At 27.8% G+C, this 17,445-nt stretch carries 16 protein-coding genes; 9 read left to right on the plus strand and 7 right to left on the minus strand.

Translation table 11 applies throughout. The features are described 5' to 3' along the window. The first annotated feature begins 52 nt into the window (after positions 1–52). Entirely contained in the window at positions 53–508 is a 456-nt protein-coding gene (locus BABL1_RS05195) for a type IV pilin protein (protein WP_023791404.1), read from the plus strand. Here the strand turns inward: BABL1_RS05195 and BABL1_RS01370 are convergent. From BABL1_RS01370 to BABL1_RS01395, 6 genes are all read right to left on the minus strand, one after another. After that, positions 503–1,300 carry a prepilin peptidase gene (locus BABL1_RS01370; protein WP_023791407.1) on the minus strand — a complete coding sequence of 266 codons (798 nt, stop codon included), beginning with the start codon at positions 1,298–1,300 and terminating at the stop codon, positions 503–505. The genes BABL1_RS05195 and BABL1_RS01370 overlap by 6 nt on opposite strands. Then, complete coding sequence (gene rbfA / locus BABL1_RS01375) at positions 1,294–1,665, minus strand: 30S ribosome-binding factor RbfA (RefSeq protein ID WP_023791409.1); 372 nt, start codon at positions 1,663–1,665, stop codon at positions 1,294–1,296. Before rbfA ends, BABL1_RS01370 begins: the two co-directional genes overlap by 7 nt. A 20-nt stretch (positions 1,666–1,685) precedes the next feature. After that, positions 1,686–1,895, minus strand: coding sequence for a 30S ribosomal protein S21 (gene rpsU, locus BABL1_RS01380; RefSeq protein WP_023791411.1), 210 nt, complete (start codon positions 1,893–1,895; stop codon positions 1,686–1,688). Positions 1,896–2,010: 115 nt separating this feature from the next. After that, on the minus strand, positions 2,011–3,684 hold the full coding sequence (locus tag BABL1_RS01385; protein ID WP_023791413.1) for a hypothetical protein: 1,674 nt from the start codon (positions 3,682–3,684) through the stop codon (positions 2,011–2,013). Between the two features lie 40 nt (positions 3,685–3,724). Next, a complete protein-coding gene (locus tag BABL1_RS01390) occupies positions 3,725–5,374 on the minus strand; it encodes a hypothetical protein (protein WP_023791415.1) in 1,650 nt (549 codons plus the stop codon). 262 nt (positions 5,375–5,636) lie between these two features. Further along, a complete protein-coding gene (locus BABL1_RS01395; protein WP_023791417.1) occupies positions 5,637–6,869 on the minus strand; it encodes an APC family permease in 1,233 nt (410 codons plus the stop codon). Positions 6,870–6,967: 98 nt separating this feature from the next. Between BABL1_RS01395 and BABL1_RS01400 the strand changes: the two genes are divergently transcribed. Beyond that, positions 6,968–7,222, plus strand: a complete 255-nt coding sequence (locus BABL1_RS01400; RefSeq protein WP_146617271.1) for a hypothetical protein — start codon at positions 6,968–6,970, stop codon at positions 7,220–7,222. Here BABL1_RS01400 and gltX read toward each other — a convergent pair. Continuing rightward, on the minus strand, positions 7,200–8,651 hold the full coding sequence (gene gltX, locus BABL1_RS01405; protein WP_023791422.1) for a glutamate--tRNA ligase: 1,452 nt from the start codon (positions 8,649–8,651) through the stop codon (positions 7,200–7,202). The genes BABL1_RS01400 and gltX overlap by 23 nt on opposite strands. 262 nt (positions 8,652–8,913) lie before the next feature. Here gltX and BABL1_RS01410 point away from each other — a divergent pair, with 262 nt between their 5' ends. The 7 genes from BABL1_RS01410 (at position 8,914) to BABL1_RS01440 (ending at position 17,438) form a co-directional block, all read left to right on the plus strand. Then, the gene (locus tag BABL1_RS01410; protein ID WP_146617272.1) at positions 8,914–10,167 is read left to right on the plus strand and encodes a hypothetical protein; all 1,254 of its coding nucleotides are present in this window, start codon (positions 8,914–8,916) and stop codon (positions 10,165–10,167) included. Between the two features lie 34 nt (positions 10,168–10,201). Next, the gene (locus BABL1_RS01415) at positions 10,202–11,722 is read left to right on the plus strand and encodes an AAA family ATPase (RefSeq protein WP_023791427.1); all 1,521 of its coding nucleotides are present in this window, start codon (positions 10,202–10,204) and stop codon (positions 11,720–11,722) included. 341 nt (positions 11,723–12,063) lie between these two features. Beyond that, a complete protein-coding gene (locus tag BABL1_RS01420) occupies positions 12,064–13,314 on the plus strand; it encodes a hypothetical protein (RefSeq protein WP_023791429.1) in 1,251 nt (416 codons plus the stop codon). Positions 13,315–13,347: 33 nt separating this feature from the next. Next, entirely contained in the window at positions 13,348–14,913 is a 1,566-nt protein-coding gene (locus BABL1_RS01425; RefSeq protein WP_023791432.1) for an AAA family ATPase, read from the plus strand. Positions 14,914–15,067: 154 nt separating this feature from the next. Continuing rightward, positions 15,068–15,355 (plus strand): acylphosphatase, encoded by a 288-nt coding sequence (locus BABL1_RS01430; RefSeq protein WP_023791435.1) that lies wholly within the window; start codon positions 15,068–15,070, stop codon positions 15,353–15,355. Positions 15,356–15,594: 239 nt separating this feature from the next. Beyond that, positions 15,595–16,347: a hypothetical protein gene (locus BABL1_RS01435; protein ID WP_023791437.1), complete on the plus strand. Its 753-nt coding sequence runs from the start codon at positions 15,595–15,597 to the stop codon at positions 16,345–16,347. Beyond that, a complete protein-coding gene (locus BABL1_RS01440) occupies positions 16,344–17,438 on the plus strand; it encodes an ABC transporter ATP-binding protein (RefSeq protein ID WP_023791440.1) in 1,095 nt (364 codons plus the stop codon). Before BABL1_RS01435 ends, BABL1_RS01440 begins: the two co-directional genes overlap by 4 nt. Positions 17,439–17,445 lie beyond the last annotated feature (7 nt).

A 17,445-nucleotide genomic window follows, 5' to 3' on the forward strand; every position in this document is an offset into this window, starting at 1 on the left:
ATATTATAATTATAACATATAATTTAAAAAATAAAAAATGCGAGTTAAGATTATGTATATAAAAAATAAGAACGCTTTTACACTACTTGAATTAATGATCGTTGTAGCTATTATTGCCTTTTTATCGATTTTGACAATTCCTAATTTAATGAAATTTCTAGCAAAATCAAAAAGAGCAGAAGCCTATATAAATTTGAGTTCTCTTGCAATGGCTCAAAAAGCTTATTTTGCTGAAAATGGTAAATATACAAATATTCTTTCAAAAGAAGGGCTAAACTGGAAACCAGAGGGTAATTTTAATTATAGTTATGGATTTAATGGTAGTGCTAACTCTAATTACTTTATAGGACAACTTAAAACTCCTGTTTCTAACCTTTCAAATTCTAAAATCACGCCAGAAGGATTTACTATATGTGCTGCCGGAGATATAGATGGAGATGGAGTAGCTGATGTACTATGTATAAATCAAAATAATGAGATAAAAATATTACAAGATGATCTCTTATAAGAAGAATAATCTATCTAAATAATTCTGTATAAGAATATATATAATAGAACCCAAAGCAAGAAAGGGCCCAAAAGGAATCTTATAACTCTTGAACTTACTTATATTAAAATTACTTGAAAAATATTCTTTTAAAAAGATTATCAAAAAAATTAAAGATCCAGTCAAAGAGCCAAACAATAAAGAAAACCAAGCACCACTCAATCCTGAAAAAGCTCCTATTAGTGATAATATCTCAAAATCTCCTTCTCCCATACCATGCTGTTTTTTAAAATAATAAAATATTTTATCTATAAAAAAAAGAAAAAGATAACCACAAATAGCACCCAATATAGATTGGTATAGAGAAATGTTAAGTAAATTAAAATAAGATAAAATAAAACCAATTGGAATAAAAAACAAAGTAGTATAACTAGATATTAACATAGTTTCTAAATCTGTTCTAATTATTATAATCAAAGCAGAAAAAAGTAAAAAATAAGAAATCCAATAACGTGAATCTACCAACATTAAAAGCAAAGTAAAAACTACTCCCGATAAAACTTCTATAAGAGGATATAATACAGAAATTGGATTTTTACAATTACGGCATCGGGCCTTTAAAATAAACCAAGATATTATTGGTATAAGATCATAAAATTTTATGACTTTATAACATTTAGGACAATAAGATCTTGGGGTAAACAAATATTTTTCATTAATAATGCGATAAGCCAAGGAATTTAAAAAAGAGCCATAACAAGCAAAAATTAAGAATAAAACAAAAAAATTTGATAATGAGAATAAAACTACCATTTATCCTTATTTTCTTCTTTTATTTTTTCAAGCAATTGCTCTAATTTAAATTGCTTTTCAAACTTATTATCAAATTTAAAAACTAGCTCAGGAATTCTTCTTGAATTTATCTTAGATGCTAAAGCTTTTCTTAAAGACGGTTTATATAATTTTAACGTTTCAAGAACAGATTTAAAATAATCCTCCCCTTGATCAGTATAAAAATAAACAGTACACAACCCCTTATCAGGAGACAGTTCAACCCTGTTTACAAAAATATCTTTAAGTCTTTGATCATCAAGCGAAACTTTCATAAAGAGAGTAGATATCTCTTTAAAAAACAATGATTCCTTTTGAGCTCTTTTTATATTAGTATTTAATGTCATAAATTATATTAAAAAATATATTAAACTATTTTTTGAGCAGCCATGCGAACTAAGTTTTGCTTAATCGCACGCATTAATCTTTTACGACGCTTTTGAGTAGGAGGTTCATGATAAACTATGCGCTTCATGTCTCTTACTACGCCTTCTCTTTCTATCTTTTTCTTGAGTTGTCTTAATGCTTTTTCTAAATTTTCATTAACATTAATTATTATGTTAGCTTTTTTTGGCATAATATTTTTCAGATCCTTTCAATAAAATAATATTCTAAATGGTTTTTGTTATTATTATAATTAATTTTAATTAATTTTACAAAATTTGTCCAGTAAGCATCATAAGCAGATCTAATTAAAAAATTAAATTTAAAGATCCTAATACCATATTGGCTTTAAAAGCATTTCTTTGCTTTATAGCAACCTGCCACAGTAACCCTATAGAAAAGGTTGGAGATAAATCATAATTAAAGCCTGCATTAATCAATTGAGAACTCCATTTGGTTTTAGTCTCATAATATTTTGTCAAAAAACCCTGATTATAGTAAATAGATGTAGAAGGAATATAAGATTTACATACTTTAATATGATCTTCTCTATGTTTAACAATCAAATATTCAACCCAAACTGATAAATTATCAATAAAACGATAAGCATCAAATCCAAAACCTGTAAACCATGTAGTTCCAGGAGTTCTTTTAATATCTGCAGTATAAGGATAAATACCACTTTCTTTCTTATGCGTAGGCAACCTAAAGTTACAATAATCTCTTTCAAAAAACTTGGTAAACCCTACTTGAAAAATAAAGTCTACAGTATCAAGAAAGTCTAAAGTTCCACCGAAAGTAACTCCAGTACTTAAGTGACTATTATTGCCAACTGGTAGGCCAAAAAAATGATTCGATTTAACTTGTTTATCTAAAGGCAAAGCTGCTCCTGCTTCTATAAACGGGGTAAACAATAACCTAGGGTATTTTTCACTTTCCTCATTAACCACAAATACATGTCGCCAAAATAACGATACACGAAAATCTTCCACTCCAATATGATTATACCTGAGAGAATCTATTCCTAAAAATCTTGTTATTTGTTCTTTCTGTCTCATTATATATTCAATAACCAGTTTTTTACATTCAGGAGTAAAAGACAAACACAATGTATTATTACAACATGGTTCAAATCTTTGAGTAACTGGTACACAATCATTGGGAGTTACAGGTCCTTGTGCTGTTGGACAAGGTGGAATTGTCTCTGTATCAGGGATAAATACTGGATTAACAATAGGAGGTTCTTGAGGAGCTGGTACAGTACAAGTACTTGTATCAATTGCTGTACAAGATCCACTAGTACCTGTTATACAAGTTGCAGGACAAGCAATTCCAAGCGCTTGACATGTTAAATCTGAAAAATAGTAAGGCATTTGCTTTACATCAGCCACACCAAATTGAAACTTTACACCTATAGCATAGAAACAACTATCGATTAATAGTATTTCATTTTCAAATCTTAAGCCATATTTTCTATAAATTGCTGGAATGGTAAAAAATCCAAATTCTTTATTTGGATCAGAAAATCGAGGATCTGTAACTAAGCAGTAACATTGAGTATTAGAAGCTACATCAGCATTACAAACATAACTAGGAAGTAAAGTTGATTGTATATCAAGTACTGTAAAAAGTTTATCTCTTAAAACTGGATCATAAAATAATCCCAGCATATTCCACGGACCATTAGGAACATCACCAATATTGACAGCATTTCCATTTTTGTCTCTGGCATAATTAGCAAATTGACGATATCCACTGACACTTAAACGCATCTTAGTAGCTGGATAAGTATAATCAAATAGCATCAAATTTACTTTCTGTTTTGTTGTCAAATAAGAGTAAGGATAAACAGAGCTATATAATGGAAAAGGATCATTTCGTGTCATATTAGCCAGATTGGCATGGATATCTATATTTATCAATATAACAGCTAAGTGCAAAAATATAATTATATAATTTTTTGATATAAATCTTAATGTCATTACTACTTCCTTTTAATATTGCCATATTAATATCAAGCTATTAATAAACCAATGTAAAAGTACCCAAAAAGGTACTTGATTGAAAAGCATTTCTTTGCCTAGCTGCTACTTGCCACAAAATTCCTACTGATAAAGTAGGAGCTATATCATAATTAAAGCCTGCATTTACAACTTGAGCGCCCCATTTAGTTTCTTGCTCATAATATTCTTTTAAAAAACCCTGATTATAATAAATAGATGTAGAAGGAATATAAGATTTACAAATTCTTATATCATCTTCTTCATGTTTTATAATCAAATATTCAAGCCAAACTGAAAGATTATCGATAAAACTATCAGCATTAATACCAAAACCAGTAAACCAAGTGGATCCAGGAGTTTTTTTAATATCTGCAGTATAAGGGAAAATACCACTTTCTTTTACATGAGTTGGAAGTCGATAATGACAGTAATCTCTTTCAAAAAACTTAGTAAACCCTACTTGAAATATAAGCTCCATCGAATCAAGAAAATCTAAAGTACCACCAAAGGTAACTCCGGTACTTAAATGACTATTATTACCAACGGGAAGACCAAAAAACCGATCTGTCTTGACTTGTATATCTAAAGGCAAAGCTGCTCCTGCTTCTATAAACGGTGTAAACAACAATCTAGGATAACGTTCATCCTCTTGATTTATCACAAAAATATGACGCCAAAATAGCGATATCCTAAAATCTTCAACGCCAACATGATCATAAACAAGAGAATCTATTCCTAAAAATCGTGTAATTATATTCTTTTGTCTCATAATATCTTCAATAACTATTTTTTTACATTCAGGAGTAAAAGATAGACATACACGACTATCACAACAAGGAGTAAATCGTTGAGGTAATGGCACACAAGGGGAACTTGTTACAGGTCCATTTGTCGTTGGACACGGTGGTATAGCTGTAGTACCTGCTATAAAGGTGGGATTTACTGCAGCAGGTTCAGCAGGACCAGGAGTGGCACAACCAGCAGTATTAATTACAGTAGTATTGGCTGGACAAGCAATTCCCAATGCTTGACAAGTTAGATCTGAAAATCTAAATGGCATTTGTTTTATATCGGCAACACCAAATTGAATTTTTAAACCGATTGAATAAAAGCATCGATCAACTAAAACTAATTCATTTTCAAATCTTATACCATACTTTCTATAAATTGCAGGAATAGTAAAAAATCCAAATTCTTTATTTGGATCTGAAAAATTAGGATCTGTAATAAAACAGTAGCATTGCACATTTGCATCTAAATTTGAATGGCAGTCATAAGACGGAAGCAAAGTGTCATTTATATCCAATAAAGTAAAAAGTTTATCTCTTAAAACCGGATCATAAAATAACCCTAACATATTCCATCGACCACGAGGATTATCGCCTAAATTCATTACATTTCCATTTTTATCGCGTGCAAAGCTTGCATATTGCCTATAGCCAGAGACACTCATTCTTAGCTTAGTCGCTGGATAACTATAATCAAATAAAGCTAATCCCTCTCGCTGATGACGACTTAGATAAGTGTATGGATAAATGCTACTAAATAAGGGGAACGGATCATTTCGGGTCATATTAGCTAAATTAGCCAAAAGATCAGTATTTAAAAATATAAAAATAAAAGTACCCACTATATACTTATAGTTCTTCAATAGATAATTTAATGCCATTACTCTTCCTTTTAAATATCTATATAAATGTATATCGCTTTATCTTAAAATATATAACGATATATTTTGATGATACTCTTTATATCATTCTTTATTGTTACTCGTCAATTGACTAATTTATTTAATTTTGGAAAGTGTATATTAAAGAAGATCAAAAAATTATATAATACTGTAAAGTACTATATAATTTAAGATTCATAAAAATAAAGGTCCCTAATTATATTAGAGACCTATTAAATATAGATAAATATTTTTATAAAATTTATATAATTTCTTTTAAAAATCCAATAATTGCATTTACAAAAATTAGAGTCGAAGTAATTAAGCCTAGATAAACAATAATTTTGTCTTTTAATTTTTTAGAATTATCCTTAAAATATAATGCTAAAATTGCCATTATAAATGCAAACATTATAAAGATCGATGTCAAATTAAAGAAAAGTCCCATACTTTTTAAGTTAAAAAAGTTAAATATAGTAAGTAAACTTATTGTTAATATAATAATCCCAAAACCATATCTTGATTTTACTATAAAATTAGCAAACTTATTATCTAAATTTTTAAATAAAGAGAATGTTAAAGAAGCAGAAGAATACATCACAGATTGAAGTACCCCACAAATTGCCGTTAATATAGCAACACTAATTAATTTAGTTAAATTTAAAATTAAATTAGATTTACCAAAAGCTTTAATCATTGCCTGAGATATTGTCATATCAGAACTTGTAAATGTATTTTGAGGTATCGCTAGAATTATCGATCCTATAAATGCTAAATAAATTAATCCTACAATCAAAAGCGAAAATACTATAGCTTTTGAAACATTTTTTTCAGGATTTTTAACAATACTGTATAAAGAGGTTGCTGATTCAAAACCAAGAAAAGAGAAAACTGCTGCTGAGACTGATTCTAAAATAGAAGTCCAACCATGAGGCATGAATGGAATTAGATTATTATAATCAGCATTTGAAAAACAAAGTGCAATAATTGAAAATAAAGCAAACAAAGTACAAGATAGTAAAATAATTTGACCAGTTTGCATTATCCTCATTCCTGCAATATTTAATAAAGCGATTACCCCTACTATTATTAAGCCAAATGTCTCCACACTAATAGCTGGTATAAACTGATGAAAATATTGTGAAGCGATTCTTGTTAATAAACCTAAGGCAATAATAATACCTAAAACATAAGAAGCTGCAGCCAAAAGTCCCATATAATGGCCTCCCCACTGCTTTGCATAGTTGTAAAACGAACCTTCTTGAGGAAATACCTTTGCAAGACGTGCAAGAGAAAGAGCCATAAATAAAACAGCAACTATAGAAAATAAATAAGTTAAAATCCCAGCAGGTCCAACTGTAACAGCCAGTTTTGCAGGGGTTGTAAATATACCAACTCCTATCATTGCATTCATACAAATAATAGTAGCACTAATAAGTCCAATTTTACCTGCATTACTTGACTCGTTTATATTTTTTACGTCTCTTTTTTCCATAATAAACTTTCTTAATGATTTTGTTATTAAATTTATATAAATTTTATGTTAAAATAAAAAATAATATTTTAAAACTTTTTAATTTTATTTTTTATACTATGCAATACTCTCAATACTATCAAGCACATATCAAGACAAAAGAATGCTGTTTTTTTGTTGCTATTTTAAGAAGCTGTGAACATCTTACATTTGATAGAACTTTTGATACTAAAGCCAGTATCTTTGAATTTTTAGTACCTGAAAAAAATGAAGAAGCTTTTTTGAATCTAATGAACTACTTTATTAAAAACAATATAGTTACCGATTTAAAAAAACTTCCTAATCGTTTAATTAATCCTGATGCTGAAGTATAGACAACTTTTTTATTAAGTTATCTAATCTTTTATATATCTTTTTAGACTCAAGAATCTTAAATAATTCTAATATACTTGGTCCCATAGTTCTTCCGGTTAAAGCAAATCTAATCAACTTAAAAATCACACTTAAAGGTTTTTTCTGCTCTTTAATGGTATCTTTTATAAAATCAACTGCTTGCTCAGGATTATTCAATTTATCTTTTAAATCTAATATCAGCTTTGAGAAAAAATTGATATCGATATCTAAATCTTTAATTAATTCTAAATCTAAATTAGGCTCATTAAAATAAAATTCGGTTAAATTGACAATTTGCTCTAAAGTGACTAATTCAGTCTTAACAGTATCAATTAACTTGCTTAATTCTTCTCTAGTTATATCTTGAACTTGAGGATATTTATTAATTAAATATGGCAAACAAAGTTCTATTAACTTGGTTGTATCATAATTAGAAATCCACTTATGATTTACCCAATTTAACTTCTCTACATCATATTTAATCATACCAGTAGGTTCTATCTTTTCAAAATCTATAGCATTTATCAATTCTTCTTTATTTAAAATTTCTTTTTTAAAAGACCCACCAATTATAGTTAGATAATTACTGATAGCTTCTGGTAAATATCCAGCATTTTGCAAATCTGTCAAAGAAAATCCAAAATCTCTTTTTGATAACTTTTTACCTTCTTTATTACCTATTATAGGCAAATGCCAAAATATCGGTAATTTAACATTAAAAGCTTCATAAAGAGCTACTTGGCTTGCAGTATTACTTAGATGATCTTCCCCTCTAAATACATGAGTAATCTCCATTAAATGGTCATCGACAAAATTAGCAAAAAGAAAAGTAAAGCTTCCATCTTGACGTGTAAGAGGTATATCAGAAAAATGCTTAAGTTCAAAAGACATCTCTTTATGAGCAAGATCGTAAAACTTAACGGTCTTACTGTAATCTAATTTAAATCTCCAAATAAAAGGCTTATTTGTCTCAACATATTTATCTATATCATCTTGAGATAAATTTAAACAAGTACGATCATATCTTGGTGGCAATTTCATAGCAACTTGTCTTTGCCTTTTTTGTTCAAGTTCTTCGGGAGTACAAAAACAACGATACGCAAGATTTTTTTCAATTAATTTATTAAGATATTGAGTATAAAAATTAGCCCTTTGAGATTGATAATAAGGACCATAAGATCCACCCTTAACAGGACCTTCGTTATACTCAAGTCCTAACCATAAAAGATCGTCAATAATTTTATCAGACAGATTTTCTACATTTCTTTTAAAATCTGTATCTTCAATTCTTAGAACAAAAGTTCCATTATATCTTTTTGCAAAAAGATAGTTCATTAAAGCGCTACGTACATTACCTAAGTGCATTATGCCTGTTGGTGATGGCGCAAATCTAACTCTTACTTTATCCATATAATTTATTCCAATTAAGTTAATTCAATTAAAAATATGATCTATTATAACAAATATTATAGATTTAATGAATTTTAAGAATTATAGAAACAAAGTTTATAAACAAATCAACGGTAACAAAAAAACTTGCTAAATTTATTAAATTATGACCCTTTGAAGATTTATTTAAAAAAGTATAGACTTTAAAATGACTTTTGATTTGCTCAAATTTACTATTAAAAACAAATCAAATAATTTAGATAATAAAAAAAATAAGGGAATCATGCTAAAAAAATTAAAAACTAAATACTTGCTTATATCTCTAAGTATAGCTCAATGTTTAAATTTAAGCTCAATGAATTTATTGCAAAATATACTAAATAATTTTTCAAATAGGGGTCCATCAAAATTAGACGCGGAAACTCAAGCAACTATTAATGATGCACTTAAAACTGCAAAAGAATTAGACGTTAAAAACTTAATTAAACAAATTAGAGAAGAGCGACAAGCTGATCAACTAAAAGCCACAAATGACCTTATTGCACAAATAAAAAAACAAAATACTATTTTATTACGATTGGGAGAATATACTGCATTTTATAAAAGCGATATAGTACGAGGAAGCTGCTTTGCTTTAGAAATGCTTGGCGAACACTTAATGTATAAAAAAATTCAACAAACAAAAATTGATCATGTATTTGAGAAAATTAAAAGAGACTCAAAAAATTTAGAAAAATTATTAGAAAAAGCAGAATTTTCAAAAAAGGTTAACGGTATTACTTTATTTAATATCAAAAATACTCCCGAAATTCAAGAATTAATGGATTATGTAAATAATAAACATAAATTAATTAGCTATAATCCATTCAAAATAGACTTACTTCCACACTTAATTTTAAATCTGACAAAAACTAAAATATTAAAATTTATTGAAAATTCCTTTTTAACCAAACCTACTCCATCCGATTTTCTTAACCCGGAAGTAATCCAAACTTATACCAATGCTTATGAAAAAGATAAAGAAGGAAATCTACAAAAAACAAAAACTCCTTTTTCTATAGTAACCCTTTTAATGTATTTCTTGAATCCAAAATATCTTTTAGAAGATATGCAAACATCTCAACAAGAAAATTTAAAGAAGATCAATAAATTTTTTAATCTAGGCATACCTGACATATTATTTTCTAAATCAATTTCGGCTATTGCTTCAATATCTGCTGGAGGTCTAGCCATTAAAGTTACTGATAACATATTGACCAATTCTTGGCGAGACTACTTAAAACTTAACCAAACTCGACTATTAAAACTACTTCAAATGTATAACAAAGAACTGGAAACAGAAACCACTACAGAAGTAAAACGAATAGAAAAAAAACTAAAGAAATTTATAATAGAAGGACATTCCAAAAATATATCCTATTTGTGGTTACAAACCAAAAACATATCTCAAAGTCGTATAGGATTAATGCTTTCCCTTCCAGTCATAGGAACTTTAGCATGGAAAGGATATAATTTTTATAAAACAAATATAGCATAAATAAAACAATTAAAAATAATTAAGGAAACTTAAAATGCAAAAACGAATTTTACTTATATCTATACTTACACTATCGAACTTTGCTCATAAATCTTTCTCAATGGACTTTAACGAGATAAACCCAGATGTATTAAGATTCTTTGGAGATGCAGCAGAGGGTGCAGCCAGACTAGGACAAAATATTGCTGAAGAAACAAGAAGAAATAACGAATACAGTTATGAAAATAGAGAAAGAAAATTAAAAGAAGAATTACAACAAGCTAAAAGCCCTGAAGAAAGAACAGAAATATTGAGACAATTAGGAGTTATAAGAGAAGGTAGAGAAAAAAAAGAACAAACTTGGGAAAATGTAGGCGCACAATTTGTACAAGTTGTTCCTAATATGCTTAATCTAGCACAAGATGTAATTAGGGAAAAAACACAAGCAGAAACTAAACTTGCTCAAGAAGCAATTAGCTCAAAAGCACGTAAAGAAGCTATTATAGAAAGTATGCAAAAATTAATTCAAGCAGGTACAGATCCAAAAAATGCTAAATTATTTGCATTTACTACTACAGTAGCTGCGGTAGGTGTTTGTGGAGCATGGCATGGCAGCAAAGTGGTTGCTAATTTAGTACAACAATATATGAACAAAATCCCTACTATTGCCGAAGAAACTTCTCTAGTTTCTGTTAAAGATAAGGTTGTTAATTACTTAAGAGGTCAAAAACCTGAAACAAATATCAATGATGTTATTTTAGAATCTAATTTAGCAACTAGAATATCAAGAATTGCTACTTCAGTTAAAAATACAGTAAGTAATGGTGGATATTTCAGACATATACTATTTTATGGCCCTCCCGGAACAGGTAAGACTATGCTTGCAAAAAGGATAGCTCGTAGCTCTGGTCTTGAATATATTTACTTTGCAGGTGGTTCTGCTCTTGATCAATTACCAATTGAAGATGCACTTTCAAGATTAGTTGAACTATTTGAATTTGCAAAAAGATCTTCTAAAAAACTTATGATTATTATCGATGAAGCTGAGGTTCTTCTTGCTGATAGAAGTAAAAACTTAAGTGATAAAACTCGTAAATTGCTTAACTTAATACTTGGTTATACCGGTACTGAAACTAATAACTTTATAATCGTTGCTTTAACAAATAGACCTGAAGATTTAGATGATGCATTTTTAAGTCGTTGTGATGAACAGATCGAAATTGGTGCACCAGCTCCTGAACAAAGATTAGAAATACTACAATCTTATATAAAGAAATTCTTAATCTCTCGAACAAAAGAACAACCAAAACCTTCTCTATTTGCACGTATTTTAGGTGCAAATAATCCTCCTAAACCTATCACAATAGCAAAAGATGCTTTAACCCCAGAAGTTATAGAGGATATTGCTCAAAGACTTGAACATTTTGTAGGACGTGATATTTCTAAATTAGTAATATCGATTCAATCTGAAGCTTATGCAACACCTCAATGTCGCATTACTAAAGAAATTGTAGATAGAGTTATTCAACAAAAGATAGATCAAAAAACATTAGAAAAAAAACAATTTAAACAATAATAAATATTAGGTTATAGATTAGTTATAATTATAACTAATCTATAACCTAATTTGACAGATAACAAACATAAGCATACCTAATCTAATGTAATATCTTTGCAATATAATTTGTAAAAATTATTATGGCAAAATTGAAATAAATATCAATCTATTAAGGCTGTAATGATAGAATACAGCCTTAATTTACTTAATATAAAATTATATTTATTAACCTTTTGAAGATTTTTTAAAAAGACCATATAATTTAAATTGATTTATCATTATTTAAGAAATTCACTATTTTGAAAATAAACTATTAATCTTCAGTTTCTTAATCAATTTATAATGACAATGAGAAAATTATGTTAATTAAAATAAAAATAAAGTACTTATTACTTTTCTTAGTTATCTTTAATAGCCTTAACTTAAAATCAATAGAAAATTGCGATGAAATAATCAAAAGGGCAGAATTAAATATTCCAAGAATATTAAATCAAATTAAAGAAACTAAGCTAAATAACTATATAAATAAAGTAAACCAATTTCTAAAAGAACGAATAAATAAAGTAGAAAACAAAATTTATAATCAAAATACTATTTTACTGAATTTAGGATATTTGGGCTTATTTAAAGGAGATATAACAAGACTAGGAATATTTGCAATAGATTATGCAAGTGAATATGCAATGTATCAAAAAATATTAAAAGAGAAAATTGAACATGTAATTAAGTTAATAAAAGAAGATTCAAAAAGATTAGAACAGCTTTTAGAAGATGCTGAAGAGTCCAAAAGCAGCATATTAACTACTAATTCGGATATTAATATAATTTTAACACCACAAATAGTAGCGTTAAGAAAATACCTTAATGATAAGCATAAAATGATTGCTAAAAATCCGTTTAAAGAAAATTTAGCAAGCCATGCTATGATAAACTTTATAAAACCATATATCTTAAACTCTATAGAAAACAAACTTTTAGTAACTTCTGATTCTCTTGAAATAAAATCATTAGGCTTAGGATTTTTGCAAAAGTTAATGATTCAATTTTCTCTTTTATTTTGTGCTTATAAAGAAGATAAAAATGGAAATTATCAAGGACCAATATTAAGTCCTCTTTCAATGGCGACGATTTTAATAAAATATCTAAATCCTAGGTATTTATCAGAAAAAGCAATTTCCACTTTTAGCAATCAAATATTAAAAACATTAAATAGCTACTTTAATATTGGAATTCCTAATTTAGTATTTACTAATTCGACTCAAATATTATCTAGATTAATAGCATTGGCTCTAGCAATAAAATATACCGATATTATCTTAAACAACTCCTGGTCAATACATGCAACTGTAAATCAAGAAAATTTACTCAAAATAATTAAAGAATATAATCAAGCAACAGAAGAAAACAATCAAAATAAAATCAATCAATCCGAAGAGGAATTAAAAAAATTTGTAATAGAAGGACATTCTAAAACAATAAATTCCAAATCATGGATCGATATCAAAAACATATCAAAATCACAAATAGGATTCTTACTTTCTTTGCCTATAGTAGGAACATTTGCTTGGAAAACTTATAAATTTTATAAAAATCTAATAAAAATTGATTAGATCATTAAATAATTTAAAAATGAGGTCAAATAAATGAAAAAACAAAAATTACTCTTAATTTTTATAATTATAACATCCATTAGTAAAACATTTGGCATGCAAGATCCTAAAGCAGCAGGTACAGGAATATTAAACGCTGTACAACAATTTACCGAATCTCCTTTAGGCCAAGGCGTAATAAATGGAATGGAATGGATAGAGGAACGAATAAACAAAGGAGTAAATTTTATAGAAAAAAAATTACAAGAAAATTTAAAAACTTCTGAAACTCAAGCACTGGATGCGCAAAGGACTAAAATTCGTTCATATAAAAGAAAACGAGATTCTTATTATACAACACCTCAAGAAAAAGCAGAATTAAATGAAAAAATCAGAATTTGTAAAGAAGAAAAAAAGAAGATTAGAGAAAAATATGAAAATAAAAGAGAACAACTAAAGGACAAAATAACAGAAGAACTTCAAAAAACTACAGATATGAGTAGAAGAATGGTAGAAGAAAATAATAGAGCTGAAAATGATTTAAAATCAAAAGCAGTTGAAGCTAGTATTGTCGCAGAACATAATGTGATAATAGCTACAAAATGGATCGCTGCCGCTCCGGTAATTACCGTAGTTGGTTGTGGTGCATGGCATGGAAGTAAAATAGTCGCTAATCAAATACAAAAATACTTAAATTATATACCAACTATCGCAGAAGAAACTTCTCTAATCTCTACTAAAGAAAAATTAGTAAATTACTTAACAGGTAAAAAATTCGAATCTAATATAAATGACGTTATTTTAGAAAAAGATTTATCTGAGCGTGTATCAAAATTATCTCAAGCAATTAAATGTGCAACAGAAAATGAAGCATACTTCAGACATATGACATTCTACGGTCCTCCAGGAACAGGTAAGACTATGCTTGCAAAAAGAATCGCTCGTAGTTCTGGTCTTGAATATATTTACTTTGCTGGTGGTTCTGCTTTAGATCAATTACCAATTGAAGATGCTCTTGCAAGATTAGTTGAACTATTTGAATTTGCAAAAAGATCTTCTAAAAAACTTATGATCATTATCGATGAAGCTGAAGTTCTTCTTGCTGATAGAAGCAAAAATTTAAGTGATAAAACTCGTAAATTACTTAACTTAATACTTGGTTATACAGGTACTGAGACTAATAACTTTATAATCGTTGCTTTAACAAATAGACCTGAAGATTTAGATAGCGCATTCTTAAGTCGTTGTGATGAAAAAATAGCAATTGGAGTACCAGGACTTGAGCAAAGAGTAGGTATACTTGAACTTTATATAAACAAATTTTTAATTGAAAAAACTAAAGTTCAACCACAACCAAAATTACTTCAAAGAATAATGGGCGCCAAGAACCCACCTAAACCGATAAGCATAGAAAAAGATGCATTAGATTCTGATATTATTATGGAAATTGCTCAAAAACTTGAAGGGTTTGTAGGCCGTGATATTGCTAAATTGGTAATTGCTATACAATCAGAAGCTTATATAACACCAAATAGATGTGTTACTAAAGAGATCATAGAGAAAGTTGTTCAACAAAAAATAGAACAAAAACTCTTAGAAGATAAAGAATTTAAAGAGTAATTATCTAATTTTTAATAATCTTAAAGCAATAAAGATCATAGATACTAAATCTATGGTCTTTATTATTTAAATTAAGATAAATTATTTTGACATTGAATCTTTCTATTTGATAATGTTCAACATCAATAGATCTATATAAAAAAGGAGAAACAAAGTGAATAAATGTCTAAGAATAAATATTATTTTAGAAACACTTGAGAATAAAGAAGAAAATTTAAAAAATATAATACAAAGATTTGCCAAAAAACATGAATTAGAAGGACTTGCTCAAAGTATAGATCATAATCATATAAAAGTAATAGTATGTGGCGAAAAAGAAAATGTAGATAATTTTGTCGATAAAATACATAAAGAAATATCTACCTTTGATATACAAGATATAGAAATAGAACCTTTTACAAAGGATAAAGATTATAGAGGTGTATTTAGATTAATTGAATAAGAAAACTAAAAGACATCTTCTTAATCAAAGAAGATGTCTTTATGAATAATTATAAAATCAAACCCTGCCCTCAATTAAATTTTTTTAAATAGCATTTAAATAAAACACAATTCTAAATTAATTTAGATAATCTTACGTATTTTTTTGATTTATTTTGAAAAAACTTTATATTCAATATATATATTTTTATATATTGAATATTTTTATAATTTCTTAAGTAATTTAGATAGGTTAAACAAATGATAGAAAATTCTAATTCTGAAAAAAAGATAAAAAAAAATAAATGCTCTTCAGATAATCACAATAATCATGATCACAATCATAACCATGAAGATGGGTCCCATGATCATGGAGTTATTCAGGAGTTCTTACATCACTTTCCTTATGCAATTTTTTCTGTTGCTTTATCGATGATAATTTTAAGTCTACTTGATTATAATGGCCAGGCTGATAATTTAGAACGGTCATGTAGTGGTTTTCATATGTTATTTCATAGTTTCCACTTTTTACATATCTTATTTGCTTCTACTGGAACAGTTTTAACATATTCACGTTTTGCAAAAAATCCAACACTTATCAAGACTTTATTAATTGGAACTATCTCTCCTATGATCTTTTGCATTCTATCGGATGTACTTTTACCGTATTTATCTGGTTACGCTTTAGGAGTTGAAATGGATCTTCATATCTGCTTTTATAGAGAACTGCATAATGTATTGCCATTTCTATTAATGGGCGTATTAAACGGTCTTGTTTTAAAATCACATCATTCAGCAGCACTTAATGTATTTTCATTAGGATCTCATTTTACACATATCTTGATAAGCTCATTAGCATCACTGTTTTATATGGTATCACATGGATTTCATAATTGGTATCCACAAATGGGTTATGTATTTTTATTCTTAGTAATTGCAATAGTAGTACCATGCACTTTTTCTGATGTTATAATTCCTATGTATTTTGCTTATAAAGAACCAAATAAAAAATGAGAAGCATAAGAATTCAAAACTTAACCAAAAAATTTAATGGTGAAGTTATAATAGATAATTTAAATTTACATATACCTTCAGGAAAAATTTTTGTTCTTTTAGGTCCTAGTGGTTGTGGAAAAACTACTCTTTTAAGATTAATAGGCGGCTTTGAAAACGTAAATTCAGGTAAAATTTACTTAGGTCAAGAAGATATAACAAATTTGCCTATTAATAAAAGAAAAATAAATACAGTTTTTCAAAATTATGCATTATTTCCTCATTTAAATGTATTTGAAAATGTTGCTTATAGTTTAAATATCAAAAAGTTACCTAAAGATATAATCAAAGATAAAGTAATTAAGATTTTAAACACTGTACATTTAGAATCCCAAATATATAAAGATATAGATCAGTTATCTGGAGGGCAACAGCAAAGAGTAGCCCTTGCAAGAGCTATAGTAAATGAGCCTGATGTACTTCTTTTAGATGAACCGCTTGCAGCATTAGATCTAAAATTAAGAGAAAAAATGCTTCTTGAATTAATAGAATTACAAGATAAGCTAAAAACCACTTTTATTTATGTAACTCATGATCAATTAGAAGCACTTACTCTTGCTGATCAAATGGCAATAATGAATATAGGTGGAAAAATAGAACAAATTGGAACACCAAAAGAGATCTACGAATTTCCAGTTTCAACTTTTGTCGCAAGATTTGTTGGAAGTACCAATATTTTATATGGAAAAGTGAAAAAAGAAAATAATAAAGACTTAATCGATATTAAAGACCTTGGCACTTTTGAAGTTTATATAAAAGAACAAAATAATAATGTTATAAACTATTCAGAATATAAAGCAATAAGCATAAGACCAGAAAAAATATTTATTACAACAAAAGAAACACCAGGATTTTCTAATGTAGTTACTGGAACTGTAGATTCAATCATATATCATGGTAGATCTACACAATATAATGTTAAAGTTAAAAATAATATGATATTACAAGTATTTCAACAAAATGAAGAACATTTTCCTAAAGAAGTAATCGATTATGACAGTAAAGTTTACTTATACTTTCAAAAAGAAAATGTTGTACTTTTAAAGAAATAATTAAGAT

This window comes from Candidatus Babela massiliensis (assembly GCF_000513475.1).
In the GTDB taxonomy this organism is placed as follows: domain Bacteria; phylum Babelota; class Babeliae; order Babelales; family Babelaceae; genus Babela; species Babela massiliensis.